Genomic DNA, 25,538 nt, shown 5'->3' with positions numbered 1-25,538 from the left:
GATCGGCCTGCAGCGTTCTCACTCGCCGGGCCGATCTTTTCTTTGTGGTTTCACCAGTTTGTCACTGTAATTTGGAAATAGGTCGTGTACAATAATAAAGATATTATTATGTATACGGAGGGGTACCCATGAAAAAACTTACAATTCTTATGATGGGACTAGCAGTACTTATTGCCATCACAGCATGTGGAAACAAAGACTCCAAAACAACAACAGAAGCTACAACAACACCAGCTACAACTACGGCAGCCACAGCTTCCCCAGCCGCTACTACGAAAGCTGCAGCAGGTGGACAAGAAGTTGTATTAAAAGCTACAAATTTTCAATTTGATAAAACCGAATATCGTATCAAAAAAGGCGAGTCTGTCACAATCACACTTGACAATTCTCAAGGTATTCACGGAGCATCCATTAAAGAGTTTAACATCAACCTCAACAATGGAAATAAAACCGTTACCTTTACACCAGATAAAACAGGATCATTCCCTATCACTTGCTCCATCATGTGCGGATCTGGCCATGCGAATATGAAAACGACGCTTATCGTTGAATAATTACTAATACTTGCTCAATTAACCTTTTCACGACTTCTGTGATAAGGTTTTTCTTTATTTTCAGACGACTTGAAAATATCGTAAAAAATGCGGATACAAAAACACAGATATACACGCATTCATCCACTTTTTAAACATATCTTCTTCAGCATATTTAACGTCTCTAGAAGTCCTAAACAGGAAGCTTGCTAGAATGCTCGTATTCTTCCTAACTCTGATGCTTTTCTCTTCACTCTTTGGTTGCTCAATATTGCCTGCTTTAGATTCTGCAGTTAGCATTTCTGTCTTAAGCTTCCCCATTCGGGCATATTGCTTGTGTAAGGCTAATTGAATTTTTTCAAGTATCAACTTAGCAGTCCGATAGTTCACACTAAGCAAATTTGCAAAAGCTGGGACCGAATAGGTAAATTCATCTTGAATCAATATTCGAATGGCTTTGAACCAGAGTAATAAAGGTAACTTCGATTTATGCATGACAGTACCAGCAGTAATAGATATTTGAGTCCGGCACTCCTTACATTCGAGTAAACTACGTGTTTTCACTTTATAAAATGAATTATGATCACATCTCGGACAAGAGAACCCATTCGCCCAACGACTTCTCATTAAGAACTGCTCACACTCTTCCTCTGATTGGAAAGCATTACTCATTGAACCTATTAGATGCATTTCCATATCAGATCCACCCCATCAATAGAACTTGTGTTCCTATATGTATTATATCGAACATTTGTTTCCATGTAAAGAAAAAAATGTTTATTTTGGCGAGAGTACTCTGGATTATTATCTTTTCTGAGATACCTACAATTGATTACCATTGTCCACTTGTTTAAGCTACTTTTGATACAACACTCAAGGCGCCTCGTATGGGGAGGAGATCTGTAACAGCTTTCAATGGAGATGCGCCCTTCCTTTAAGGAAGAAGTGGGTTCGAGTTAGATTTCATTGTGTACCTGATTTGTGTAAAATGGAATTCTTTCGGGGTAGAGTAAGTGATGTGGGTTCGAAATAAATTGCCTAATTGCTTAACCGTTTTGTTAATAAATCGAATTATTTTAGGTGAGTAGTGATGCGGGTCCGAGTTGGACTGACTCATTATTTACCTGATTTGTGTGGGAGTGGAATTATTTGACGATGGAGTAGTGATGCGGGCTCGATTTCGATTTACTTACGTTATCTATTTGGGGGAATCGACTAATTTTGAAATTGTAGATACTTCAGAAAAAATGTTTCGCGATATAGCTGCCCCACGGCAGGCCTACCGATGCTACTTGAACCTCAACCTCTCACTCTACACCTCCGCTCTTCTCTACCCTCTCTTCTCTCTTCTCTCTTCTCTCTTCTTATCTCTTATCTCTTATCTCTTATCTCTTATCTCTTATCTCTCATTCCTTATCTCTCATTCCTTATCTCTCATTCCTTATCTCTCATTCCTTATCCCTTATCCCTTATCCCTTATCCCTTTTCCCTTTTCCCTTATCCCTTATCCCTTATCCCTTATCCCTTTTGCATTATATATGTCTCCCCCTAAAACAAATAAAAACTACCGCACTTTTTTTCAAAAGGCAATAGTTTCTATAGGGAGATTCCTTGTTTCCACAGGTCATGAAGTTTCCCCGCAACCTGCGGCAGCTCGTTAATTAAATACGGAGCTATAGATGAGCTTGCTAGCAGCTTCTGGGGGCCATCTGATGGAATGATAGTCATCACATTTACAGCAATTACAATGATGAGCAGTGCTTCTGCTAACCCCAGTAATGCGCCGCTCCAACGGTTAATGGTGCTTAGCCCTGGAGTTTTGGCAAGAACATTCAAGGCTCTGCCAATGACCATGAGTGCAAGTTTAACACCAAAAAACAGGAGCGCAAAGGCAATGGCATTTAGAATATAAGTATCTAAATTGAGTCCTTTTACGATGAATTCATATTTTTGATAATTTTGATAAGTTGGTAATGAGATCGCACTCTTGAGTAACGGAGCAAGATCCTTGTAAAAATAAAAGGCAACTAGATAAGCGAGAATCATACCCGAAATAGAAACGATTTGTGAAATAAATCCTCTAAAGTAGCCAATCAACAGTCCTAAGGCAATGACAGACATTAAGACGTAATCAAGTAGGTTCACTGTCACTTAGGGCTACCCAATTGGACTATCAGCTTCTACAAGCTCAATCCATTCGTTGTATTCGATTTGAAGTTTAGCATATTCTTCACGCAATTTTCGGTATTCCTCTTTGACTGCATGAAGTTCTTCTTGTTGAGCTTCGTCGTTCATACTCAGCTGTAGGAGCTCTTCTTTTTCCTGCTGAGCTTGAGCCCAAATAAGTTCTTTCTGCTCTTCAAATTCTTGAGCTCGTGTTTCTCGTTCTATCTGCATTTGCGCAAGTAATTCCTCAATTTTCCCTTGATAATGCTGAATGATCGTTGCCTTTTGCTCCTCAAGCTGTTGTTGGAACGATGCTTGTTGTTTGTGATAGTGACCTTCTAGATCACCCTTCGCCTCTTCAAATCGGCGGGCTTTAGCCTCTTCTTCTTCCTGATATAACAACGCGAGCGAGTCAATATCCTCTTTATGAGCGCTCGCTGCTACTTCTAACTCAGCTTGGTGTTTCTGTTTAATCACATGAATCTCAGCATGATGACCACGCACGATGGCTGCTATTTCGTTATGATTTTTCGTATTGTTCAAGGTTAACTCATCTCGGTGCTGCTTAGAGAGCGATTCCAATTCATTGTGATGCTTCTCTGAAATTGAACTTAATTCAGATTGGTGCAGTTCCGAAATTGCCTGCAGTTCATTTTGGTGGTTCTCAGAAATTGCACTCAATTCATTTTGGTGTTGATTTGTGAGAAGAGCAATCTCATTTTGATGATTTTCTGTCAGAGAAGCAATTTCGAAATGGTGCTCATCAATTTGATTTGCTAATTCACTTTGGAGTTTATCCGTAATTACTGTTAACTCCGTTTGGTATTCCTCTGAAATTGTTTCAATTTCATTGAGATGACTATCTGAAATAGCTACTAATTCTGCTTGATGCTCTTCTGACATGATTGCGATTGCTGCTTGTTGTTCTTCAGTTAAGATCGCGGTTGCAACTTGATGCTCCTCAACCAAAAGTGCTATTGCAGCTTGATGCCCGTCTGTAAGTGTCCCAATAGCGGATTGATGCTCTTGTCTCAAAGACGCTAATTGAGATTGATGCTCCCGAGCCATGGAAGCTTGTACTTCCTGGTGCTGCACGGTTATAGATTTGATTTGTGCTTGGTACTGCTTATGGATGACATCGATATCAGAACCGGTTTGCTTGGATAGTAATGCCAACGCATCTTGGTGCTGAAGTTCTGCGTTTTCTTTATCTTGCAGATGTAACTGGATAAGTGATTGTTTCTCTTCTTGCATCTGTTGGTGCAAACTTTCATTTTCTTTGCGATGTGCTTCCGCGATGACATCTAACTCAACTTTATGCTGTTCAGTTAACTTAAGAAGCTGTTGCGATTTATGTTGCTGCGCTTGCTCAAGCTGCTTTTTGCTTTGTTGATACTGTTGTTTTTCTTGATCAAGCTGCTGCTTGCTTTGTTGATGCTGTTGTTTTTCTTGGTCAAGCTGCTGTTTGACTTGTAAGCCTTGGCGTTTCTCCTGATCAAGCTGTTGCTTGAGCTGTTCTATTTGTTTATTTGCTTGCTCTTGTTGTTGTTTCACTTGATCATTCTGTTGTTTGGCTTGTTCGATCTGTTGTTTCGTTTGATCAATCTGTTGTTTGGCTTGAACCTGCTGTTGCTTCGCTTGTTCAAGTTGTTGCTTGGCCTGCTCTAACTGTTGATTACTAAGTTCATACTTCTGTTTCATTTGCAGCATTTGCTGATTCGATTGTTCTTGTTCTTGTCTTACTTTTATCATTTCTTGCTTATATTGTTTTTCTAGTTCTGGGATTTGTTGCAGCTTCCCGTTTTGCTCAGCGAGTAAGGCTTGGTTCTTGTCATCCTCTTGCTTTAATTCGTGATACCGTGTTGTGAGCTTCTCGTAGGCGATTTTCGTCGCTTCCTGCTCTTTCTGAACTTTGCTAAGCTCTTCCAAAATTTCATTCATTCGGAAGCACTCATCAGCCATGTTTACTGCGGCTAAAACAGCAATCCGCTGCGAATCCAAACGGGGGTAACCTTTGGCAATGCGGAACATTTGGTCATTCACATATTCTGCAACGGCCTTCATATGGTTGGTGCTTGTATCTGCTTTGAGCTTGTATTGGTGTCCATATATATCAACAGTAATTCTTGTTTTATCTTCAGTAGTCAAATTAAAATCCTCCCTTAAGATGAAAGGCTGGCCCTATCGAGAATAATTTCGATAAGACCAGCCTATATTCCTGCAACCTATAAGGAAAGTTACACTATTTTCTTAACTCTGCCTCAAATTGTTGTTCAAGTATTGCCACAACTTTGGCGTGGAGTTCAGTTACTTCTTCATCAAGCAAAGTTCTGTCTGCATGACGGTACACAAGTGCGATTGCTACGCTTTTACGATTAGCACCAAGGCGCTCTCCCGTATAGATATCAAATACCTGAATGGACTCCAACAATTCCCCTGCAACCTCGGAAATCGCTTGCTCCATAAGTCCAACTGGGACGCTTGTATTCACCACTACGGCAATATCACGCCCAATAGACGGATAACGAGGTAACAGCTTATAAACAATCTCCTCGCCAGCAGCTTCCAAGATAGGCGCTAGTTCAACTTCAAGCACATACGTATCGTCCAGATCACGCTGTTGTTGTGCAGTCGGATGTAGCTGGCCTATACGACCAATGACTTTTGGACCTTCAGCGGAAGCCAGTGAGATTTCAGCTGTACGACCTGGGTGGAAGCCTTCTGGTGCTGCTGACGTATATGTTAGTCCCTTAATTCCAAGGTACGCGATTAAACGATCAAAGATCCCTTTGATGTCGTAGAAATCAACAGCCTCTGCCTTCTGAGCCCAGTGAGCTTGGCGGCGTTTACCTGTCAATACGATCGATAGTAACAGTTTTTCTTGCGGTAGAGCCGTAAGCACTGCTTCGTCAGTAATGAATGCTTTGCCAATTTCAAAAATAGCGACATCATCCATCGTACGATTGCGATTATAGCTAACAACATCAAGCAAATGTGGTACTAGGCTAGTGCGCAGCTGACTGCGGTCTTCGCTCATCGGCATCGCGAGTGGAATTGGCTTCGCTGCCCGGTATAGACCAGGAATAGCATCTACTTGCGCTTGTGGATTCACCTCAGCATCTGCGACACCGTGAGACCGCGGGTTGGTGAAGGAATAAGTAATCACTTCATTCAATCCACTTTGCGTCAAGATATTGCGTGTAATCCGGCGGATGGATTGCTCTTTGGACAGTGACCCTGGCGTCGTAACACCGGTCATCAAGGTTGTCGGGATGTTATCATAGCCGAAGAGACGTGCCACTTCTTCGATCAAATCGACATCACGCGTAATGTCTCCGCGGCGGCTCGGCACATGCACGAGCAGCTTGCCTTCGCCAGCTTGCTCGAATGTGAAATGCAAGCGCGAAAGGATTTGTCCCATCTCGGTCAAGGAAAGCGATGTGCCGAGATAGTTGTTCACGCGGTCAGCAGCAAGCTCGATGCTGACCGCCTTGTGCGTTCCGCTAGCGGCTTCTACGATGCCGTCAGCGACTTTACCTCCTGCGTATTGCGCAATCAGCGCAGCAGCACGATTCAGTGCCGGAATCACCGATTCCGGGTTCACTTCTTTCTCGAAGCGAAGGCTCGCTTCCGAGCGCAGACCTAACTGGCGCGATGTGCGGCGCACAGAGCTGCCAGCGAACTTTGCGGATTCCAGAAGGATCCGCGAAGTTCCATCAGTCACTTCGGAGTTGGCTCCGCCCATAACTCCAGCGATCGCAACAGGCTTGGTGCCGTCCGTGACGAGCAGCATGTGCGGTTCAAGGGTACGTTCCACATCATCAAGCGTAACGAGCTTCTCGCCTGCTTCAGCGAGTCGTACGTCGATGTGTCCGTTGTTCAGCTGCTCCGCGTCAAACGCGTGAAGCGGCTGGCCGTACTCCAACATCACGAAGTTGGTGATGTCGACGATGTTGTTGATGGGGCGGATGCCCGCAGCCATCAAGCGGTTCTGGATCCACAGCGGAGAAGTGCCCACGCGCACGCCTTCGATCAGGCGAGCCGCGTAGTGCGTGCACTGCTCCGTCGCTGTGATCTTCACGCTGATGCGGTCCGCAGCCTTCACACCGGCAGTTCCTGCCGCTTGAAGCGCAGCTTCCGCATCAGGCAGTTTTACTTCGCGGCCAAGGATCGCCGCGATCTCGTAAGCCGCTCCGAGCATGCTCAAGCAATCGGAGCGGTTCGGCGTCAAGTCAAGCTCCATGACTTTATCGCTAATCGCCAATACATCTAGAATCGATTGACCAATTTCCGTATCCTCCGGCAATACCAAGATACCTTCTTGGATTTCCTTCGGAAGCAATTTATCGTTCAATCCAAGCTCTTTTGCGGAGCAGATCATCCCTTGGGATTCTACACCGCGCAGCTTAGCGCGCTTGATTTCCAGTCCACCTGGAAGAACAGCGCCGATCATCGCGACAGGAACTTTTTGACCAGCATCAATATTTTTGGCGCCGCAAACGATTTGTAAATCTTCGCCTTGCCCGGCATCAATCACACAAACGCTTAGTTTGTCTGCATCTGGATGCTTCTCACGGGATTTTACAAATCCAACAACGACGTTGGAAACACCTTTATTGCGATCCTCGACGATATCCACTTCGATACCGCTGCGGGTTAATTTTTCAGCTAATTCCTCGGCTGTGAAGCCTGTTACATCCACGTATTCGGACAACCATTGATATGAAACGTTCATGCTTATACCCTCCTTTTCCTATTGCTTACACATGTAAAAATTGTTTTAAGAAACGCAAATCATTCGTATAGAAATGGCGAATATCTTCGATACCATATTTCAACATAGCGATACGCTCAACACCCATACCGAATGCGAAGCCTGTGTATTCCTTCGGATCATAGCCACCCATTTCAAGAACTCGCGGATGAACCATGCCCGCTCCGAGAATCTCCAACCAACCTGTTTGCTTACACGTACGGCAGCCTTCCCCCCCACACATTGCACAGCTCACATCGACTTCAACACTCGGCTCTGTGAAGGGGAAGAAACTTGGACGCATGCGAATTTTGGTCGCTGGGCCATACATTTCTTGTACGAACTGTAGCAATGTCCCTTTGAGATCACTCATCCGCACATTGCGGTCAATGACCAGACCTTCAATTTGTTGAAACATGTGTGAGTGAGTCGCGTCGTCGTCATCGCGGCGGTATACTTTACCCGGACAGATGATTTTGATCGGAACTTCCCCTTTGCGCTTCTCCATTGTTCTTACTTGAACAGGGGATGTTTGCGTGCGCATCAAAATTTCTTCCGTAATATAGAACGAATCCTGCATATCACGAGCCGGATGATCCTTCGGCAGGTTCAAAGCTTCGAAGTTGTAATAGTCTTGCTCAACCTCTGGACCCTCTGCAATGGTGTAGCCCATCCCGATGAAAATATCTTCAATCTCTTGAATAACTTTGCTTAGAGGATGTACAGCACCTTGCTGGGAAGGACGTCCTGGTAACGTAACGTCGATCATTTCAGAACGAAGTCTGTTTTCAGTTTCTTCCTTCGTGTACGCTGCTTGTTTCTCTTCAATAACAGCTTCAATCGCTGCGCGAACATCATTCGCCACTTGGCCAATGACCGGTCTTTCCTCAGCACTTAACGCGCCCATGCCGCGAAGAACTTCGGTTAATGGTCCTTTTTTGCCCAAATATTTCACTCTTAAATCGTTCAGTTCCTGCTGACTTCCTACGCCGCTTAGCTCCTGCAGCGCTTCCTGCTTCAAAGCTTCTAACCGCTCTTTCATCGAAATCCCTCCTGATTTAGGCCTCTGAATCGCCCTTTATGAAAACACAAAAAAGACTTTCCGCTCCCTCGCAAGGGACGAAAAGCCGTGGTACCACCCTAATTAGATTCGTCTATGTCCAGTTGACAAATAAACGAGTCTCACTTCATTCCAGATAACGGACGATGTGTCCGGTTCCCTCTATTGAGAAGCTGCTTAGCGCTTCTGTTCAAAGGACTGCTCGGGAGTGAACTTCCACAGCCTGATTCTCGGGGCCAGCTCTCAATCATTGGCTTTCCCTCCCTGTCAAGAAGCACTGCGTACTCTTCTCCGTCAAAGCATTTCCACGTATATGTACCAGTTATTATATGCAAGATACAAAGGATATGCAAGTACATCACTCCTTGGTTTTCTGAAATTTTCAGAAATATCCTATTGACTTCATTCATCGACAGGTTTATATTTTACTTAAACAGTTTAAATATTATTAGATTTAATTATTATATTATTTAATTATTAGACAATTCTAACAATTCACAAGGAGGTCATAACTTGGAAGATGAATTGACTGACTATACCAATCGCTTCCGCACAGCATTTGAGACGGCGCATCGCAGATTAGCTCATGTGGTAATTGCTGAAATAGACTCAGAGCTAACACCACGGCATTTATTTATGTTAGCGATGATCTCAAAGGAACAATCACCGAAACAATCTCAGCTTGCAGAGAAGCTAGGTGTAAAGCCAAGTGCAATAACCGTCATGATTGATCGACTTGTCCAAAGTGGGCATGTTATACGTAAGCATCATGAGACTGATCGCCGTATTGTACTCGTTGAAAATACGCCTAAGGGAAATGAAATTCTCGCTGAAGCCACCGAAATTCAGAAGAAAGTAATTGCTCGCGGATTATCTCAGCTTCCCCCGGATGAACTTCATATTTTCGTAAATGCATTCGAAAAATTTACTTCATTTTATTAATTTCATTACATCAAAGGAGCGATACAGATGGAAAATATTCAAAAAGCAGCGCCTAAGGATGTCTCCGAAGCAGCTGCACCTGAGCTCAAAAACAGGGGACTCCTCCTCACTGGCTTGATCATTGCTATGCTGTTCGGAGCTTTGGACGGTACGATCGTAGGAACAGCAATGCCGCGTATCGTTGGTGAGTTCGGCGGACTCGGACTGATGACCTGGTTAACGACAGCTTACATGCTGACTTCCACGGTTATCGTACCCATCGCTGGTAAACTGGCTGATTTAATGGGCCGCCGCGTCATCTATGTAACAGGACTCATCATCTTCATCGTTGCTTCAGCGCTATGCGGAATGTCTCAGAACATGACGGAACTTATCCTGTTCCGCGGTTTGCAAGGTCTTGGCGGTGGTATCATGATGCCGATGGCTATGATTATTATCGGGGATTTATTCACAGGTAAACAGCGTGCCAAATGGCAAGGTGTTTTTGGAGCGATATTCGGTTTATCCTCCGTTATCGGGCCACAAGTTGGTGGTTGGATCGTAGATGCTTGGGACTGGCGTTGGGTGTTTTACATCAACCTGCCTGTTGGTATTCTAGCTGTTATTCTGATCTCGATTGCCTTACCGAAGCATAAATCAGTAGGGAAAGTTAAGTTCGATATCCCAGGTATCGTCACCATGATTGTCGGTGTAGTGAGTTTACTTCTTGCGCTTACGTTTGGCGGTAGTGAGTATGCTTGGGGCTCTTGGCAGATTATTGGCCTGTTCGTACTAGCTGTCGTATCCTTAGTTGCCTTCGTATTCATTGAAAGCAAAGCACAAGAGCCAATCCTTCCTGTGCGTTTGTTCAAAAATAGAACCTTCTCCACCATTAACGGCGTAGGCTTCCTGATGGCGGTTGGTATGTTCGGTGCTATAATGTTCGTTCCTTTGTTCATGCAAGGGATTGTCGGAATTAGCGCGTCCGCTTCTGGTACCGTTATGACACCACTCATGATTACAATGATTGCTGCCAGCGTTGTTTCAGGCCAATTGATTGATAAGATTGGTGTTCGAAGACAAATGCTCATCGGTATGATTGTCATGGCTGTTGGCTTTATTTTCCTTAGCACAATGGGTATTTCTACGACGAAGTTGATCGCTTCTAGCTACATGGTTCTACTTGGTTTAGGAATGGGGCTTGTTATGCCAATTCTGACCCTCGCTTTACAAGAGAGCTTCCCGAAATCGGAGCTTGGTGTGGTAACGTCTTCCAGCCAATTTTTCCGTCAAATCGGCGGTACCTTCGGGATGACGATTCTCGGCGCTATTATGAATCATAAATCAACGATTTTGCTTGAACAAAATTTAGAGCCAGTAGTGAAACAGTTCCCCGCGGAAGTAGGCAGTCCGTTAATTGACATGATTCATAAGAACCCGCAGTCGCTCTACTCCTCCCTATTAAGTCCTGAGGCGTTGGCCAAATTGCCAAAAGAATTAGTGGATAGGTTGCCAATCATTAAAGATGCACTTGTTTCCTCGCTTCATCAAGTGTTTATCTACGGTCTAGTATTCGTGTTACTCGGCGCGATCCTTACGCTATTCGTTGGGAACATTAAACTTTCGGACCGTAAATCGAAGAAAAAAGAAGATGGTGAAGATGATAACCAAGTTTCCCCTCATCTTGCTCACTAAAAAAAGCTCCCTTCCTCTACTTGAGGTTGGGAGCTTCTTTCATGTTAATCAATGGTCCCCATTTGACTGAGAGGGAAAATGCGAAATACGGCTTTGCCGATAATATCTTTTTCAGCTACAAAAGGTGTTGCCGGCCACAAATGAGAATCATAGCTGTCGTTACGATTATCGCCTAAGAAGAAGTATTTCCCTTCGGGCACAGTCACTTCGTGAAAAGTATATGTCATAGGCGCTTGGATATAGGGCTCGTCTACTTTAGCTCCGTTCCTATATAAAGCTCCATCTCTGACCTCAATCGTGTCGCCAGGCAATCCAATCAAACGCTTCACATAGCGATCCTTATTCCCTTCAATCGGGGGCCAAAACACTACGATATCGCCGAATTCAAAGTCAGTTAAAGGCTTCATTTTCTCAACAATCAGCTCGTCTTGTAATTGAATAGTAGGCAGCATCGAACCGGTTGGAACTGTCATTGCTTGCGCAACATAGGTATTAACGACAAGCGCGATAATAACTGCAAACGCTATAGTAGGCACCCATTCTTTCAATAGGCCTAGCACATTTTTTTTGAACAATAGAAACAACATCCTTTCTCCTTAAATTACTCTTATTTACACAGTAACCCATTTATGAAAAGCTTACATTAAACTAAAATAAAATGTTGTTGTATAATGAATTTGGATACCTTAAATAAGGAGAGTGCTTAACATGAAATATCGTAGACTTGGTAAAACAGATCTGAAAGTTTCCATCGTAGGTGTTGGTACTTGGCAATTCGGCGGTGAGTGGGGATTAACCTATACACAAGCAGAAGCGGACGCGATTTTGGATCAAGCTGCAGAGCTTGGTATTAACTTAATTGATACGGCAGAATGCTATGGTGATCACCTTTCCGAGTCATTTATCGGTAATTATTTATCCCGCCGCGATCGCTCTAAGTGGGTTGTAGCGACAAAATTCGGTCATCATTTCCATGACTTATTCACACGAACTGATGAATTTAGCGCAGAAGCCGTCATTAAACAGCTTGACGCATCTCTTGAAGCTTTACATACGGATTATATTGACTTATACCAATTCCATTCCGGACCTGATGCTTTATTCGATAATGATGATCTATGGACGACCCTTGATAAACAAGTACAGGCTGGCAAAATCCGTCACCTAGGCACGTCGATCGGCAGTAATGCCAATATTCATCAAACTGCCGCATCCACGAAGGTGAATTCCAAAGCGATTCAAGTTGTCTACAACCGTCTGGATCGTGCGCCAGAAGATCAGGTTTTCCAATCTTGTATCGATCAAGACCTCGGCGTACTCGCACGTGTACCGTTAGCCAGTGGCTATCTAAGCGGTAAATATAAACCAGGCGCCGTATTTAGTAACACGGACGTTCGGCATCGTCACGATGCTGACAGCGTAAGACAGAAGCTAGAGGAAGTTCAACGTATTCAGCAAAACGAAGTGCCAGAAGGTATGGATATGGCCAAGTGGGCATTGGCTTGGTGCTTGAAGCATGACGCGGTTACATCCGTTATTCCAGGCTGCAAAAACCCAGAGCAAGTCATTGCGAATGCAGCAGCAACAGAGCTGATTAGCGACAATCATCCGCAAGCTTGGAAAGCCTAGAGAAGAGGAAGGACTGACTTCGCCATGCCTCACCAACAGCACGATGAAACCTGGAAGAAGCTTCATAGCCACATCGACGAATGGGTTGCTGTTAGCAAAACGCATACGTCAGAAGGTCATGTCGCTTCCTATATTCCTGAGCTAGCTAACGCTTCTGAGGATATTCTCGGTTTATGCATCATGGATAGCGAAGGGCAAACGATCCTATCCGGTGATTCTAACTTTTGCTTCACCTTGCAAAGTATTTCGAAAGTCTTTTCACTCATTCTTGCACTCATGGATAATGGCGAAGACGTTGTATTCTCCAAAGTTGGAATGGAGCCGACTGGTGATGACTTCAACTCGATGTTGAAGCTCGAGCTTATCGAGCCAGGCATCCCATTCAATCCGCTTATTAACGCCGGAGCGATTGCGATTTCTTCGCTAATCGCGGGGAATAGTACGGATGAACAGGTCGAACGTATCCTGCATTTCTTCAGGGAAATTGCAGATAACCCTTCGCTCTCCATTAATCAAAATGTGTTCAAGTCCGAGTCAGATACGGCTCACCGCAATCGTTCTTTAGCTTATTTCCTCAAGGATAACGGTGTCTTGGACAAGGAAGTTGACGATGTCCTTCGTGTATATTTCAGCCACTGCTCCATCGAGGTGAATTGCACGGATCTAGCCAGAATGGCGCTCGTACTCGCTCATAACGGTGTGGATCCGATCCGCAAGCAACGTCTCATCCCGCGGCGCTTCGTGCAAATTGCTAAGACCTTCATGTTTACCTGTGGGATGTACAATGCCTCTGGTGAATTCGCCATGAATGTCGGGCTACCTGCGAAAAGCGGTGTGTCCGGCAGCATCCTGACGATGGTGCCGGGACAATACGGCATTGGCATCGTTGGACCCGCACTGAACCGTAAAGGCAACAGCACGGCAGGTGTGCATCTGCTTGGCATTCTGTCGCAGGAGTTCGACTGGAGCATGTTTTAACCCGGCTTCCTCCATGCGTACAAAAAAGAACCTTCCCATCCGACTTTCGTTAAGTCTTGGGGAAGGTTCTTTCTTATGTGTATGTGTATACCTTTATTGCATCGATTGCTTGATGCGTTGGAGGGCTTCTATTAATTCATCCACTTCGTGCTCATTCAGTCGAATCGTCACATAGTTCGGTGAAATGCCGCCGTCATTGACTTCAATTAGAGCGGAATCATCTTTGTCATCGAGTTTAACGGAGAGATGGTCTTTATCTAGGACTTGAACCCAAGCCATGGTTATCCTCCTCGCATAGTCAATCTACCTTTCAAACTTAATACACAATGAAGTCTTTGGTATACACTGTCTCATTATCTTCCGTATCCATGACGCGCATTTCTAACTCCCAGTTGCCTCTAAAAGGTAGGTAAGGCCCTTCCGATTTGTAACTAAATTTAGCAAAACCGTAGGACTCCTCTTCCTTATTATCTGTATAGATCGTTAATGGGATAGAAATCGGTGCAATCTCTTTATCGTCCTTATTATGCAAAATCAAGAGAACCTGCTTAGGTTGACCTGACTTTTCAGGCAGCCATACTTTGGCGACGAAGCTGTTATTGCCTGGAATTTTGGGCGTAATATCAACCGAAACATGGACCTTCTCTCCCATCTGATGCCACTGAAGCGGCTCATTAGCAGGAATTGGTGCCATATAGGTAAGCAGTCCCACAAGCACAACAATGATGACCATAAGTGATAAATCCAGCTTTACCCAAACAATTGATTGATTGACTTGCTTTTTGCGTAGGAAGAGTCGAATCACGAACCCCAGCACGGCGACAAGCACCACTACGCCTACCTTCACAAGCAGGAGAATTCCCCACGTTGTGTACGTTAAGTAACGCAGATTGGGTAAGAATAGTAAAACAGAAAGGATCCCTGAAACGGTTAAAACAAGGATCGAGATCAGTGCGAATTTGGAAAACTTCTGCATGTAACTACCTAGCCCCGTCTTGTTATGGCGCCATTTTACATACAGGAGAATTAATCCGCCAACCCAACAAGCTGCGGCTACGAGATGAATAAAATCGAGCCCAATCGTCGCCCACAGAGGTGAGAAGGAGGCTGCGTGGCCGCTGAAGCTTTTGACTGCCAGAAGAGCCAAGGCCCAACTCACATCCAACCATGCCACCCTGCCCAGTATTACAAAGCCTATAAATGATAAGACAAGAAGAAGTACCCATGAAATCCCAATATTAGTCGCACTTAGCAGCTGCCATATTTCATCCACACCGCCGCCGCCCAATAAATCCTCGATATGCGTGAAAATGAGCAGCAATAGGGCAACAATATGTCCGCGTTGCAGATTGAGCGACCAAGCAGAGAGAGATTTCTGAGCTTCTTCACCTTGGGTTCTCACCAATCGTAACCAGAATGCCCAACCCGTCAAGGCCAACAGCATCAGAAACCATAAGCCGCGGGAAGCGTATTGCAGCAACCCCTTGGTCGTCAGCGGCCCTGCGCTGTGATCGTGTCCCGTATGAGCGGATGGTACATCAAGTAGATCCTCCTGAGGCGGATTCCCAACCGTGATCGGATAACTTCCACCCACAGGATGACCATCTGCTGAGATGACGTGGTAACTAATCAAATACACGCCTTCTGCCAACTTCGGCACATCCAGCTTGATCCCCATTTGATCCTTATTCATTATCGCTTTGCGATTCGTTATCTCAGCTCCGCTATGATCATAAACCTTAATATAAAAGAGTCCGCTGTCTAATTGTTCATTGAACGTGACGGACACCACAGCTGGCGAGCTTTCAAGCTTGGCTCCCGCTTCTGGTGTCGCTTCAACTAATGAAGCATGCGCAGAGACGGATTGGGGCACAAGGACAGCACTCAAAAGCATGATCGCTAACACAGCAATCAAGCCCATCGGCAATCGTAGAAACCACATTTTGCTTCGTTGTTGTAATAATCCCATCATCAATATCCCCTAATCCGCTATCGGTCTACGGCCAGCAAACCCATCTTGCTCTCCGTGATAATAACGAATCTGATCCTCTCCTTGCTTCCAACACAGCAACACTTCTTGTCCATTCATGACAGCCGGGAAATCAACAAGTCCTGTATCGATATCCTTCAGCTCGATTCCTGTTTTCTGAAAACTTTGAATGAGTCCACGCGCTTCAATTTGAAGAAATTCCAACGCGGCTTCCAGCACGAAAAAGGGATCCTTTTCCGTGCTGGGCATCGAAGCATATTCATTCTTCTTATGGCGTAACTCCATATATTTGTCCTCAAATTCACGCTTCAAGGCTTGCATCTTCTTCAATTCCTGATCAACAAACGGCAATAAATGATTGGCCTCTTCCAAAGAGAACCATCTCTTCTCCGACATAACGCACCTCCATATCCTTTATTTTAGCAAAAAAACAGACGAACTACGAATTCCACTACTCCGTCTCCGCCTTATCATGAACGTGATGATGCCCATGATGATGACTGTGTCCATGACTTTGACTATGCTCATCCACATGTGTAACAGACAGCTCCGCGTAGGCAACACCTTTTAACACTTGTATGCGTTGCTGCAGCTCTCGAAGCTTCTGCACTTCACCGCGAACAACGAGTATTTCCAAGCATTGCTGATGGTTTAAATGGATATGCATCGTTGAAATAATGGCATGATGGTAGTCATGTTGAAGATCCATTAGCGTGATCGGCAAATCACGGCTATCGTGGTCATATACCATAACAATGGTGCCCGCAACCATTTCTGTTGGCTGCATACTGCTTGAGGTCAAAAGCGCCTTGCGTGCCAAATCACGAATCGCCTCCGAGCGATTATCATACCCTTGTAAAGCAATCAACCGGTCGAATTGCTCGATTAGAGATTGCGGCATCGAAATTCCAAAACGTACCAGATTGTCTTTATCCGACATTGATCTTGCTCCTTCATATGTATCTTCGTCTATCATTCTACTGTATCAGAAAGTGCTGAAGTCGCAAACCTCCTTCAAGGGAAATTGAACCCTAGACAACGTTCATGTGGCGAAAATGCAAAAAAGGAGAGGACATAGCCCCTCCTTTCCTAGACAAGTTTCATTAACTGTTTGACGCGATTCTCCAGCTCCACGAGTGAGAATGGCTTCGTCATATAATCATCGGCTCCCATTAGCAGACCTTTCGCGACGTCCGCTTCCTTCTTCTTACCAGAAAGCATCAGTACCTTCAGATCCTTGGATCGCGCATTCGTATCCGTCTTGAGCTTCTCTAAGATCGTAAAACCATCAAGTCCAGGCAAGATGCCATCCAAAATACAAGCATCGAAAACTTGATCACTCAATAGCTGCCATGCGGCTTCACCATCAGAAACCTGCGTAATAACAATCGGCAAGTGCTCCAACTGCGAAATCAGGATCGCTCTGAGAATCGGATCATCGTCTACGATCAAGAGCTTTTTCTTCTGCAGCTGGGCATTCGCATGGGCAACCAACTTCGTGAATTGTGCACCCTCATCTTCTAGGTCAGCCAGAACAATGCGATTCTTGCCTTGCTGCTTCGCTTGATACATCGCATCGTCTGCTTTCGCTACCCACTCTGCAATTGTGATCCCTGCCTGCCATTCCGCTACCCCAGCTGAGAACGTAATGGAGAACGTTTGACCCTCATTCTGTGCTACGGGCTTCACACGAACTTTATCCAAAACATCTTGCATGATAGACCTAGCTTGATCCACCGTCGTATTCGGAAGTGCGATTACAAACTCTTCACCACCAAAACGTGCCAATAAATCTGTCGAACGTAGATTGACTTGCATCAAATGAGCCAAGCCTTGGAGCACCAAATCCCCTACGTGATGTCCATACGTATCATTGACGTTTTTGAAGCTGTCAATATCGATAAACACGAGAGAAATTGGCGCTGGATAGCGCTCGATACGCTGTAACTCTAATCCAATCTGCAGATCAAAATAACGGCGATTAAACACACCTGTCAGCGGGTCTCGGAAGGCCAACTGTTCGAAATTCCGTGTCCGCTTGAGGAGTCCGTAAATGCGCGCCGCCAATTCTTCATATTGAAATGGCTTCGTCACATAATCATCCGCCCCTAAATGGAAACAACGAACTTTATCGCTGATATCATCACGACCGGATAGCACGATAAGCGGCAGCCATTTCAGAGTAGGATCTTCTTTGAGAAAGTCAAATAGCTCATAGCCTGACTGAGGGTGCATCATAAGGTCTAGGGTAACAAGATCATACGTATGCTCACGCAATAATCTTTTCGCTGACTCCACATCAGCAGCTTCATCAACGACACAATCATCAAGTTGCAATCGTCTAGTCAAATAAGATCGAAGCGCATCGTCATCATCAACAAGTAAAATACGACTTTTGAGCGTTCGAAGCATGGAGCCTGTAACAGGATCCTTTTCCTCATCCATCTGAATTTCCGTTAAACCGATATCCAATTCCATTTTCAATTCAAGCAATAATTCAACCGTTCGTTCAATGCTTTCATGTACAGGACTCGTCGAAAGAAGCAACTCATTATCCTGCTTCTCAATGGCTAGGGTCCATTCCCATTTCCGTACGATGTCTTCTGCTAATTTACCGATTCTTAAATAACCAAAGACTGGCGCACTCCCTTTGAGAGTATGTGCAATCCGATAGCATTGTTGCAAATCCTCAAGGATTGGCTTCATCTGAACCGCTGTCAGCAAGGACTGCAACTGCTGCAGTTGCTTATCATATTCACGAATAAACAGCTTTCTTCCTTGTTTAAGGATTCTTGCATCACGATCGGATTCAAAAGCTGAATCTTTGGATCTCTCTATATTTCTGTGGCTCATAGCAGACAATCACCCTTTATAAGCTTAATCTAACTGATCCTAGTGAATCTATATCCAACCTAGCGTTGCAAGAGCTGCCCGATGGTATCTAATAATTGAAGTGGACTGAAAGGCTTTACAATGTATGTGGTAACACCCGCTGCCTTCGCTTTCTCTTTATCTTTCTCCAGCGCTTTGGCTGTCAGCAGAATCACCGGCAAGTCCTTGTTCACATTATCACTTTGTCTCAACCAGGAGCAAACCTCTACACCCGTACGCTCCGGCATCATGTAATCCAGGATAATTAAATCGTAGGCTTCCTTGCTGAGCTGCTCAATCGCTTGTTGACCATCCTCAACCTCGGTGATGACGTATCCCTCATCCGATAACGTCTCCGTCAGCAGAAAGCGAAGTGCCAATTCATCATCGGCTAGCAAAATTTTGTAAGCTGACATGTTCTCTCTCCTCGAGTCCATAAATTAGTACTAATTATAGCATCATATCTGAGGCCATGACAGGAAAATGTCGGAAAAACTCGAATAGAGTCACGCCTACTTATTATGCAGGTGATATTTCCATGAGGAGCCATGAATAGCTGGAAGTCCACGCGGATTAGGATAACAATACACCCACCCTTCCTTCTCCAAAATGGCGTCTTTTACCCAAATACGCTCGTATTCATTGTCCGCGTGATCTGGACCGTAATACGTTTCCAAAATGTCCATAGCAGCCAGTCCCTCTTCGGTTACTTCAATCCATTCCCCTTCAACCTTATGTTCATCGTCTGTAAGTACTAACGCAGGATAAGGCCCTACATCATATAAACGTCCATAGATCGCGCCAGGTTGCACTCCCAGTAAATACGGAGAGACAACATGATGATTGCTTTCCCCCACCAGTAGCGTGCCATATACAAATACAGATATCATCTCTCTGTTCCTCCTATACATCTACATCCTCTGTATGAATTATTTCGGCATGTAAACTAGGATTTCCTACAAAAAAAAAAGCAGCATCACGATGGATGCTGCTGCTATGCCTGATTGGTTGTTAATTCACGTGTTTTGACGATAATTTTGCGGATGCTGTCTTCGGACAAATGAAACACCTTGATCAGCTCCAACACCGTCGAACCCGTTTGATACAAACGGAAAATCTCACGATTTCTCCGCTCAATGATGATGCGAGTGCCGTTATTTTCTCCCCAGCCAGCACGTTTCTGCTCTTTTTTAGGGATATAGACGATTTCGCCTTGGATATATTCTTGTAATTGTTTTAATAGGTTAGGGGGAAGAACATCTTTCCCGTTCTTGTAACTCATGGATGAAAACCTCCTCAAATTGTGCAAAGCTTAACTTTGACTGATTTGCAGAGAGTATCTTCATCGCCCCTTAACCTCCTACCATTCTCAAAAATGGAATAAAAAAAACACGATCATAATCGTGCCTGTCGGTTGTATATGCAATTATACAATTCAGGTGAACGGTTATTCCACGAATGATATTCAGTTAGGAGACGAGTACCTCTGCGGCGGCCGCAACATTCATCGCTACTGTCATTGTCATTGTGTTCATTAAAAAGCACTCCCTTCACCGTAGTTTATTGTTGTGTTCACTTCGTGTTCACATTTCTCATTATATGTAAAAAGCTTCTCGCTGTCTACTCGTTCGTAAAAGTTATGCGAGGGCCTAGTGGCCCCCGCTTGGAACAGTGACCTCTGCTTACGCAGAGATCACCTCTGTTTGCGTTGTAATCACCTTGATCACTCCTTTCCGAAGGCATTAGCCGGCCGGCTACATACCTATTAACTCATATTGCCGAGCAGGTCTCAAGTGAAAGAATGGTTATAGGAATTCTTTCCTTGTGAGCGGGAAGTGAGTGACGACTTTCGCTGCTCATTGCTCGCGGCTTCTGCGAGTTAGCTGGAAAAGCTCCAGTTAATTTCCTCATTTTTCGGTAAAAAACAGATTTAACGGGAAAACCTACAGCTAAATTTTGAATTTAACCCGCTTTATGATGAAATCGGATAAATTAGCTACAGGAAATCCAGTTATTTTCTAAGAATGAGATAAAACCCTGTGATTAGCTGTAGGTTTTCCAGTTATTCTACTTTACAACAATAATCTTAGGTCCCGAGTATTGGCAATACGAGCAGGACGGTTGGGATGTGTAGAGTGTTTCTGCAAGTTGTTGGAGGATGTATTAGGAGTAGAACTGTATGATGAGTGGTAAGTGATTGGTGTTAGCCGGTTGAGTATGAGTTTGGGACGATTAGGACTGGCTGGCGTAGAGTTTAGTTAGGTAGATGAGGGGGCTGGTGGGAATTGTTGTGTTGACTAGCTAGTGGGGTTGTGGGGAGAAAAAAAGACCTAGCGAATTCACTAGGTCCCCAGCGGCTTGATTTCGATGCCGCTTTTGTTTAACAGCGCGCGGATATCGCGCGCGAATTCCACGGCGTGCACCCCATCGCCGTGGATACAGATCGTGTCCGCGCGCATGCTCAGGTCCTCTCCCGTAAGGGAGAGAACCTTGCCTTCGCGGACAAGCCGCTCTACCTGCGCCGCAGCCTCGGCGGCGCTTTCAAGCAGCGCCCCCGCCTGATCGCGGGGCGTCAAAGAGCCGTCCCGCTGGTAGCTGCGGTCCGCGAAAGCCTCGCTCGCGGTCCGCAGCCCCGCGGCGGTGCCCGCCCGCAGCAGCTCGCTGCCGGGCGGTCCATACAGCGTCAGCTCCGTGCTGACGCTGGCCGTTGCAGCCGCAATCGCGGCGGCTATCTCATGGCGCTTCGCGGCCATGTGGTAAAGCGCGCCATGCGGCTTGACGTGCTGCAGGCGTCCGCCTTCGGCGTGGACGAACGCCTGCAGCGCCCCGAGCTGATACAACGTCAGCTCGTAAGCCTCTGCCGGCGTGATCGCGATCTCGCGCCGGCCGAAGCCTTGCAGATCGGGAAGGCCCGGATGGGCCCCGATCGCAACGCCCTTGCGCAGGCACAGCTGAACTGTGCTGCGCATGGTTGCGGGGTCGCCTGCGTGGAACCCGCAGGCGATGTTGGCGGAGCTGACGTAGTCGAGGAGCTCCGCGTCGCGGCCGAGGCGATAGGCGCCGAAGCCTTCGCCCATGTCACAATTCAAGTCAATGCGCAGCATGACGATTTCACTCCCCATTTAGATGAATGCCACTCAGCATCACTATTCACTCATTTTTTACTCATTTCTTTCTTTACTCATTTCAATCTTCACTCAAATCACTCTAACGATTACACTTACTCATCCCATTCACACATTTCCTACTCAATCCACTGTAAAGTGCATTTTTATCATTCTTCGGGGTGTGGGAGTGGAGAGGGCGTGGGGGTACTATCGGCAGATGTCATGGGAGTCATTCAGATAATTGAAGATCATTTGAGTAATTTTACTAAATAACTGTATTTTCTCCATCTAATCAAGGAGCATTTGGGCAAATTTACGATTTAACTGTATGTTCTCCAGTTAATTTTAACCATTTCCTTCCCATTGGATGATTTAAGGGAAATTAACTGGAGTTTTTCCATTTAAATACCAGAAACATTACAAAGCGCCAAAAATAGCTGGAGATTTTCCAGTTAAGTTGCTAAGGGGGAGGCAGGTAGGGCTCGTCAGGCTCAAAGGGTTCTTAAAGTTAGTCGGGTACGTCAAGTTAGTCAGCTTCTTAGGCTTCGTAGGGTTCCTCGGGCTATGGATTCGTCATGTTCACAAACCCCTTAACCAAGCCCTTATCCCCGCCCCCATCACCTTAAGATCCATCGCCTGAAGCAACAGCTGCTCCTGTGCTTCCAGATGTGTAACCTCCTGAAAGCGAAGCTGTCCACCTGGCTTCACCTGTGCCATCAGCGGCAGATCTGCCGTGATTACGTGACCGATGCGGGGGTATCCACCTGTTGTTTGACAATCAGCCATCAAGAGAATGGGTTGTCCACTTGAGGGAACCTGGATCGTGCCTGCAACGACAGCCTCAGAGATCATTTCGTAGGATAAGCCAGACTCAAGCTCAAGCTTAGGTTCACTCGATAGCCGATACCCCATTCGATCGGATTGGGAGGTCACGAGAAAGCTTTGAGAAAGCAATCTCGACCAGCTGTTAGGTGTAAATGAGGAGGCTTCCTTCCCCTTCACGATCCGTATTATCGGATTGTCGCGATAGTCAGGACGAATCATTGAACTCACAAACTTGCTGCCTCGTTCAACCTCGTTCACAACTTCTAAAGCCAGCCCATCCTTCTCTACTTCCAATACATCCCCAGCACGAATTGCCCTTCCTTCATATCCACCAATAGCCGCTCGCTGATAGGTGCTGCGACTTCCGAGTACGTAATCCGCCTTGAACCCACCGTACACAGCTAGATACGTTCTACACCCATGGGCTGCATATTGTAGGTGCAGCTCATTGCCTGAATAAAGGATAAAGGGCTGCCATAAGGGTGCTGCCATACCATCTACTTCTGCCCTCATGTCTGCTCCACAAATGGCCACCAGCATATCACTTTGTGCAATTAGAATCGGCCCCTGAAGTGTCATTTCCAAGGTAGCAGCTTCCGGGCCATTACCAACCAACAGATTGGCTGCCCGGTGTGCAAACTGATCCATCGGTCCAGACACAATGACACCATGTTTGCGAAAACCATAGCGGCCCTCATCCTGAATGGTGGACAATAGGCCAGGTTTAATGACCTCAAAGCTCATGACTCGCATTCCCTTCCTCTAACGCATGAAACTGCTCTGATGTGATCGCCACAAATTTCACTTGATCACCAACCTTGAGTAAAGATGGGGGAACATTGTCCGGACGAAACATACGAAGTGGCGTTCGACCGATAAGCTGCCAGCCTCCAGGTGTTTCAAAAGGATAAATACCCGTCTGCGCCCCGCCAATACCAACTGAACCGGCTGGAATTTGTGTGCGCGGCACTGATTTACGCGGTGTAGCAAGCCTTTCATCCATCCCGCCCAAATAAGGAAAACCAGGTGCGAAACCAATCATATAAACGGGATACACACGAGAAGTATGCCAAGACACAATTTCTTCCGTACTCACCTGATGATAATCCGCTACATCTGCCAGATCAGGTCCAAATGTAGCCTCATAACAGACTGGAATTTCCCTGATAGCTCCTAACTTCCCGACTAACCCTTCACTATCTCCCTGCATATACGCATCTAGTAACTGCTCAATGCTTTGCAGGACATCGTCATACGGAAGCCATTCTGCTGTCCCATTGGATCGCCCACTTTTTAACACAACGTCAGAAGAATAGTTATAAATGCGGAATGCATCATAATAAATTGTAATGGTTGTATAAGCGGCGACTAGCTCAATGAAGCCATCTCGCCAGTTATTTTCCAAATAATTCACTACTTGCCTGACCTTATGTAGATTCGTTAACGAAATGTCTTCACCTATGCGAATCACAATCGCTGAGTCTCCAAGCGGATGGCATTCGTAGGTAAGTTTGGTCATGCGAAATGCTGCTTTTTCAACCAATTAGCGCAAACATCAGGCCAAACATACGCTTCTGGATGATCGGCTGCGATTCCAATGCCGTGTCGTCCTGATTCGAAGACATGCAGGTCGAAAGGAACGTTATTACGGCTAAGCGCGCTGGCAAAAAGCAAACTATTTTCAACTGGAACCGCTGCATCATCTGCTGTGTGCCACAAGAAGGTTGGTGGCGTATCTGTCGTTACTTGAAGTTCATTGCTTAAGTTATTGACTAATTCTTCACTAGCATCTGCGCCTATCAAATTAATTCGTGAACCTTGGTGCGCGTTCACACCAAATGAAATAACCGGATAACACAGCACCATCAGATTCGGACGGGAGCTGTGGTGTTCAATTGGATCCGCGGAGGTTTGATCTCCCGCATCGTAGTGCGTACCCGCTGTTGCTGCCAAATGCCCGCCTGCCGAAAAACCAAGAATGCCAATGCGGTTCGCATCGACTCCCCATGCCTCGGCATGATGTCTCACGGTACGAATGGCCCGCTGCGCATCTTGCAAGGGAACAGGATGTTTATAGGGTGCTACGCGATAGTTCAACACATAAGCGGATATGCCTAAACCATTCAGCCATTTGGCAATAGGGTCGCCTTCATGAGGGGCACGTCTGCCGTAACCACCGCCTGGACATACAATAACTGCTGCACGTAAGCCGTCTCCCTCTGCTGGATATAAGGTTAAGCTTGGGCAGCCTTGGTTTTCCTCACTTTGACTGTCTTGTGTCGCTCCTGGCCATAATTCAATCGTCGTCCCTGTGTTCAATGTGAAACCCCCTCATGTGATTAACGTACTAAGTTAATAATAGCCAATCCTTACCCAGTAGAAAAGCATCTATTTCAATTCTGAAGGAGCGATTCAACATGATTGTAGTTACAACAGAAACCATTGCCGGTTATGAGGTTACAGAAGTTCTAGGCAGTACCTTCGGTGTCGTCGTGCGGGCCCGAGGCATTGGCGGAGATATTATGGCCTCTCTTAAAGGGTTAATCGGCGGAGAAGTCACGCAGTATACGCAAATGGTGGAGGATGGACGCAGGCAAGCCATGGACCGGTTGGTCAAGAATGCCGCTGCCATGGGCGGGGATGCGATTGTCATGATGCGGTTCGACAGCGGGGATATTGGTCAAAATATGAGCGAAATCGTCGCGTATGGCACTGCCGTTCGGACGCGAAGGCTATGAGCGGGGAATTATCTATTTTGCTCGTATACGGTTTGTGGGTTTTAGGCTTCCTTATACTACTTCTTCTGGGTTATCTCGTTTACGACAAACGCTACAAAACAGATGGGGCCGCGACACCGCAATCGCCTCCAAACGGATTTCTTTTTACACCTGAAGTTTTCATAGATCCCAAAGACGGATTCACCTATCGGGTTTACTACAATCCTCGAACGGGAGATCGTGCTTATATTCGTGAAAAGTAGCTTTTTCAGAAAGAAAAAGCCTGGCAAAAG

At 45.7% G+C, this 25,538-nt stretch carries 25 protein-coding genes; 7 read left to right on the top strand and 18 right to left on the bottom strand.

Annotation, left to right across the window (positions count from 1 at the left end):
* The first annotated feature begins 128 nt into the window (after positions 1 to 128).
* A complete protein-coding gene (locus ASL11_RS02805; RefSeq protein ID WP_056609384.1) occupies positions 129 to 554 on the top strand; it encodes a cupredoxin domain-containing protein in 426 nt (141 codons plus the stop codon).
* Between the two features lie 60 nt (positions 555 to 614).
* Here ASL11_RS02805 and ASL11_RS02800 read toward each other — a convergent pair whose 3' ends face one another.
* The 5 genes from ASL11_RS02800 to pheS all read right to left on the bottom strand — a co-directional run bounded on the left by ASL11_RS02800 (position 615) and on the right by pheS (position 8,494).
* Positions 615 to 1,229, bottom strand: coding sequence for a transposase (locus ASL11_RS02800; RefSeq protein ID WP_056609382.1), 615 nt, complete (start codon positions 1,227 to 1,229; stop codon positions 615 to 617).
* Positions 1,230 to 2,129: 900 nt separating this feature from the next.
* The gene (locus tag ASL11_RS02795) at positions 2,130 to 2,684 is read right to left on the bottom strand and encodes a CvpA family protein (RefSeq protein ID WP_235550348.1); all 555 of its coding nucleotides are present in this window, start codon (positions 2,682 to 2,684) and stop codon (positions 2,130 to 2,132) included.
* Between the two features lie 6 nt (positions 2,685 to 2,690).
* The gene (zapA, locus tag ASL11_RS02790) at positions 2,691 to 4,847 is read right to left on the bottom strand and encodes a cell division protein ZapA (RefSeq protein WP_056609380.1); all 2,157 of its coding nucleotides are present in this window, start codon (positions 4,845 to 4,847) and stop codon (positions 2,691 to 2,693) included.
* 94 nt (positions 4,848 to 4,941) lie between these two features.
* Positions 4,942 to 7,434 carry a phenylalanine--tRNA ligase subunit beta gene (pheT, locus tag ASL11_RS02785; protein ID WP_056609378.1) on the bottom strand — a complete coding sequence of 831 codons (2,493 nt, stop codon included), beginning with the start codon at positions 7,432 to 7,434 and terminating at the stop codon, positions 4,942 to 4,944.
* 25 nt (positions 7,435 to 7,459) lie between these two features.
* Positions 7,460 to 8,494, bottom strand: coding sequence for a phenylalanine--tRNA ligase subunit alpha (pheS, locus tag ASL11_RS02780; RefSeq protein WP_056609376.1), 1,035 nt, complete (start codon positions 8,492 to 8,494; stop codon positions 7,460 to 7,462).
* A 531-nt stretch (positions 8,495 to 9,025) separates the two neighbouring features.
* Between pheS and ASL11_RS02775 the strand changes: the two genes are divergently transcribed.
* Positions 9,026 to 9,454, top strand: coding sequence for a MarR family winged helix-turn-helix transcriptional regulator (locus ASL11_RS02775; RefSeq protein WP_056609374.1), 429 nt, complete (start codon positions 9,026 to 9,028; stop codon positions 9,452 to 9,454).
* Between the two features lie 126 nt (positions 9,455 to 9,580).
* Positions 9,581 to 11,128 (top strand): MDR family MFS transporter, encoded by a 1,548-nt coding sequence (locus ASL11_RS02770; protein ID WP_056609641.1) that lies wholly within the window; start codon positions 9,581 to 9,583, stop codon positions 11,126 to 11,128.
* A gap of 44 nt (positions 11,129 to 11,172) precedes the next feature.
* Here ASL11_RS02770 and lepB read toward each other — a convergent pair whose 3' ends face one another.
* On the bottom strand, positions 11,173 to 11,703 hold the full coding sequence (lepB, locus tag ASL11_RS02765) for a signal peptidase I (RefSeq protein ID WP_235550347.1): 531 nt from the start codon (positions 11,701 to 11,703) through the stop codon (positions 11,173 to 11,175).
* Between the two features lie 133 nt (positions 11,704 to 11,836).
* Between lepB and ASL11_RS02760 the strand changes: the two genes are divergently transcribed.
* Together ASL11_RS02760 and glsA are read left to right on the top strand one after the other, a co-directional pair.
* Positions 11,837 to 12,757 carry an aldo/keto reductase gene (locus ASL11_RS02760; protein ID WP_056609370.1) on the top strand — a complete coding sequence of 307 codons (921 nt, stop codon included), beginning with the start codon at positions 11,837 to 11,839 and terminating at the stop codon, positions 12,755 to 12,757.
* 24 nt (positions 12,758 to 12,781) lie between these two features.
* The gene (glsA, locus tag ASL11_RS02755; protein WP_056609368.1) at positions 12,782 to 13,735 is read left to right on the top strand and encodes a glutaminase A; all 954 of its coding nucleotides are present in this window, start codon (positions 12,782 to 12,784) and stop codon (positions 13,733 to 13,735) included.
* 93 nt (positions 13,736 to 13,828) lie between these two features.
* Here the strand turns inward: glsA and ASL11_RS02750 are convergent, their stop codons facing one another.
* From ASL11_RS02750 to ASL11_RS02695, 12 genes are all read right to left on the bottom strand, one after another.
* Positions 13,829 to 14,014, bottom strand: coding sequence for a hypothetical protein (locus ASL11_RS02750; protein ID WP_056609366.1), 186 nt, complete (start codon positions 14,012 to 14,014; stop codon positions 13,829 to 13,831).
* A 37-nt stretch (positions 14,015 to 14,051) separates the two neighbouring features.
* Positions 14,052 to 15,707, bottom strand: a complete 1,656-nt coding sequence (locus tag ASL11_RS02745) for a copper resistance CopC/CopD family protein (protein WP_082595212.1) — start codon at positions 15,705 to 15,707, stop codon at positions 14,052 to 14,054.
* A 9-nt stretch (positions 15,708 to 15,716) separates the two neighbouring features.
* Positions 15,717 to 16,121, bottom strand: a complete 405-nt coding sequence (locus ASL11_RS02740) for a DUF2203 domain-containing protein (RefSeq protein WP_056609362.1) — start codon at positions 16,119 to 16,121, stop codon at positions 15,717 to 15,719.
* Positions 16,122 to 16,176: 55 nt separating this feature from the next.
* The gene (nikR, locus tag ASL11_RS02735; RefSeq protein ID WP_056609640.1) at positions 16,177 to 16,665 is read right to left on the bottom strand and encodes a nickel-responsive transcriptional regulator NikR; all 489 of its coding nucleotides are present in this window, start codon (positions 16,663 to 16,665) and stop codon (positions 16,177 to 16,179) included.
* Positions 16,666 to 16,814: 149 nt separating this feature from the next.
* Entirely contained in the window at positions 16,815 to 18,578 is a 1,764-nt protein-coding gene (locus tag ASL11_RS02730; RefSeq protein ID WP_056609358.1) for a diguanylate cyclase, read from the bottom strand.
* A gap of 59 nt (positions 18,579 to 18,637) precedes the next feature.
* A complete protein-coding gene (locus ASL11_RS02725) occupies positions 18,638 to 19,012 on the bottom strand; it encodes a response regulator (RefSeq protein WP_056609356.1) in 375 nt (124 codons plus the stop codon).
* Positions 19,013 to 19,108: 96 nt separating this feature from the next.
* Positions 19,109 to 19,486, bottom strand: a complete 378-nt coding sequence (locus tag ASL11_RS02720) for a gamma-glutamylcyclotransferase family protein (RefSeq protein WP_056609354.1) — start codon at positions 19,484 to 19,486, stop codon at positions 19,109 to 19,111.
* A 104-nt stretch (positions 19,487 to 19,590) separates the two neighbouring features.
* On the bottom strand, positions 19,591 to 19,878 hold the full coding sequence (locus tag ASL11_RS02715) for a CD3324 family protein (protein WP_056609352.1): 288 nt from the start codon (positions 19,876 to 19,878) through the stop codon (positions 19,591 to 19,593).
* Positions 19,879 to 20,938: 1,060 nt separating this feature from the next.
* Positions 20,939 to 21,700: a LamB/YcsF family protein gene (locus ASL11_RS02710; protein WP_056609351.1), complete on the bottom strand. Its 762-nt coding sequence runs from the start codon at positions 21,698 to 21,700 to the stop codon at positions 20,939 to 20,941.
* A 582-nt stretch (positions 21,701 to 22,282) separates the two neighbouring features.
* On the bottom strand, positions 22,283 to 23,272 hold the full coding sequence (locus ASL11_RS02705) for a biotin-dependent carboxyltransferase family protein (RefSeq protein ID WP_056609349.1): 990 nt from the start codon (positions 23,270 to 23,272) through the stop codon (positions 22,283 to 22,285).
* On the bottom strand, positions 23,262 to 24,047 hold the full coding sequence (gene pxpB / locus ASL11_RS02700; RefSeq protein ID WP_063795446.1) for a 5-oxoprolinase subunit PxpB: 786 nt from the start codon (positions 24,045 to 24,047) through the stop codon (positions 23,262 to 23,264). The genes ASL11_RS02705 and pxpB overlap by 11 nt, the downstream gene beginning before the upstream one ends.
* Entirely contained in the window at positions 24,044 to 24,847 is an 804-nt protein-coding gene (locus tag ASL11_RS02695; RefSeq protein WP_157256783.1) for an alpha/beta hydrolase, read from the bottom strand. The genes pxpB and ASL11_RS02695 overlap by 4 nt, the downstream gene beginning before the upstream one ends.
* Before the next feature lie 98 nt (positions 24,848 to 24,945).
* Between ASL11_RS02695 and ASL11_RS02690 the strand changes: the two genes are divergently transcribed.
* Both ASL11_RS02690 and ASL11_RS02685 read left to right on the top strand, forming a co-directional pair.
* Complete coding sequence (locus ASL11_RS02690; protein ID WP_056609345.1) at positions 24,946 to 25,266, top strand: YbjQ family protein; 321 nt, start codon at positions 24,946 to 24,948, stop codon at positions 25,264 to 25,266.
* Positions 25,263 to 25,508 (top strand): hypothetical protein, encoded by a 246-nt coding sequence (locus tag ASL11_RS02685; protein ID WP_056609343.1) that lies wholly within the window; start codon positions 25,263 to 25,265, stop codon positions 25,506 to 25,508. The genes ASL11_RS02690 and ASL11_RS02685 overlap by 4 nt, the downstream gene beginning before the upstream one ends.
* Positions 25,509 to 25,538 lie beyond the last annotated feature (30 nt).

The organism is Paenibacillus sp. Soil750, assembly GCF_001428045.1.
Lineage (GTDB): Bacteria > Bacillota > Bacilli > Paenibacillales > NBRC-103111 > Paenibacillus_E > Paenibacillus_E allorhizoplanae.
The sequence above is the reverse complement of the archived record's forward strand: the minus strand, read 5'-3'. Positions and strand labels throughout refer to the sequence as shown.

What these genes read in the sequence shown, in the direction of transcription:
- ASL11_RS02745 (WP_082595212.1), bottom strand. Translation starts at nt 15,707, where the DNA reads ATGATGGGATTATTACAACAACGAAGCAAAATGTGGTTTCTACGATTG.
- ASL11_RS02685 (WP_056609343.1), top strand. Translation starts at nt 25,263, where the DNA reads ATGAGCGGGGAATTATCTATTTTGCTCGTATACGGTTTGTGGGTTTTA.
- glsA (WP_056609368.1), top strand. Translation starts at nt 12,782, where the DNA reads ATGCCTCACCAACAGCACGATGAAACCTGGAAGAAGCTTCATAGCCAC.
- ASL11_RS02770 (WP_056609641.1), top strand. Translation starts at nt 9,581, where the DNA reads ATGCTGTTCGGAGCTTTGGACGGTACGATCGTAGGAACAGCAATGCCG.
- ASL11_RS02705 (WP_056609349.1), bottom strand. Translation starts at nt 23,272, where the DNA reads ATGAGCTTTGAGGTCATTAAACCTGGCCTATTGTCCACCATTCAGGAT.
- pheT (WP_056609378.1), bottom strand. Translation starts at nt 7,434, where the DNA reads ATGAACGTTTCATATCAATGGTTGTCCGAATACGTGGATGTAACAGGC.
- ASL11_RS02720 (WP_056609354.1), bottom strand. Translation starts at nt 19,486, where the DNA reads ATGATATCTGTATTTGTATATGGCACGCTACTGGTGGGGGAAAGCAAT.
- ASL11_RS02805 (WP_056609384.1), top strand. Translation starts at nt 129, where the DNA reads ATGAAAAAACTTACAATTCTTATGATGGGACTAGCAGTACTTATTGCC.
- nikR (WP_056609640.1), bottom strand. Translation starts at nt 16,665, where the DNA reads ATGTCGGATAAAGACAATCTGGTACGTTTTGGAATTTCGATGCCGCAA.
- ASL11_RS02800 (WP_056609382.1), bottom strand. Translation starts at nt 1,229, where the DNA reads ATGGAAATGCATCTAATAGGTTCAATGAGTAATGCTTTCCAATCAGAG.
- ASL11_RS02750 (WP_056609366.1), bottom strand. Translation starts at nt 14,014, where the DNA reads ATGGCTTGGGTTCAAGTCCTAGATAAAGACCATCTCTCCGTTAAACTC.
- ASL11_RS02760 (WP_056609370.1), top strand. Translation starts at nt 11,837, where the DNA reads ATGAAATATCGTAGACTTGGTAAAACAGATCTGAAAGTTTCCATCGTA.
- ASL11_RS02740 (WP_056609362.1), bottom strand. Translation starts at nt 16,121, where the DNA reads ATGTCGGAGAAGAGATGGTTCTCTTTGGAAGAGGCCAATCATTTATTG.
- ASL11_RS02725 (WP_056609356.1), bottom strand. Translation starts at nt 19,012, where the DNA reads ATGTCAGCTTACAAAATTTTGCTAGCCGATGATGAATTGGCACTTCGC.
- ASL11_RS02730 (WP_056609358.1), bottom strand. Translation starts at nt 18,578, where the DNA reads ATGAGCCACAGAAATATAGAGAGATCCAAAGATTCAGCTTTTGAATCC.
- ASL11_RS02710 (WP_056609351.1), bottom strand. Translation starts at nt 21,700, where the DNA reads ATGCTGCGCATTGACTTGAATTGTGACATGGGCGAAGGCTTCGGCGCC.
- ASL11_RS02690 (WP_056609345.1), top strand. Translation starts at nt 24,946, where the DNA reads ATGATTGTAGTTACAACAGAAACCATTGCCGGTTATGAGGTTACAGAA.
- pheS (WP_056609376.1), bottom strand. Translation starts at nt 8,494, where the DNA reads ATGAAAGAGCGGTTAGAAGCTTTGAAGCAGGAAGCGCTGCAGGAGCTA.
- ASL11_RS02715 (WP_056609352.1), bottom strand. Translation starts at nt 19,878, where the DNA reads ATGAGTTACAAGAACGGGAAAGATGTTCTTCCCCCTAACCTATTAAAA.
- pxpB (WP_063795446.1), bottom strand. Translation starts at nt 24,047, where the DNA reads ATGACCAAACTTACCTACGAATGCCATCCGCTTGGAGACTCAGCGATT.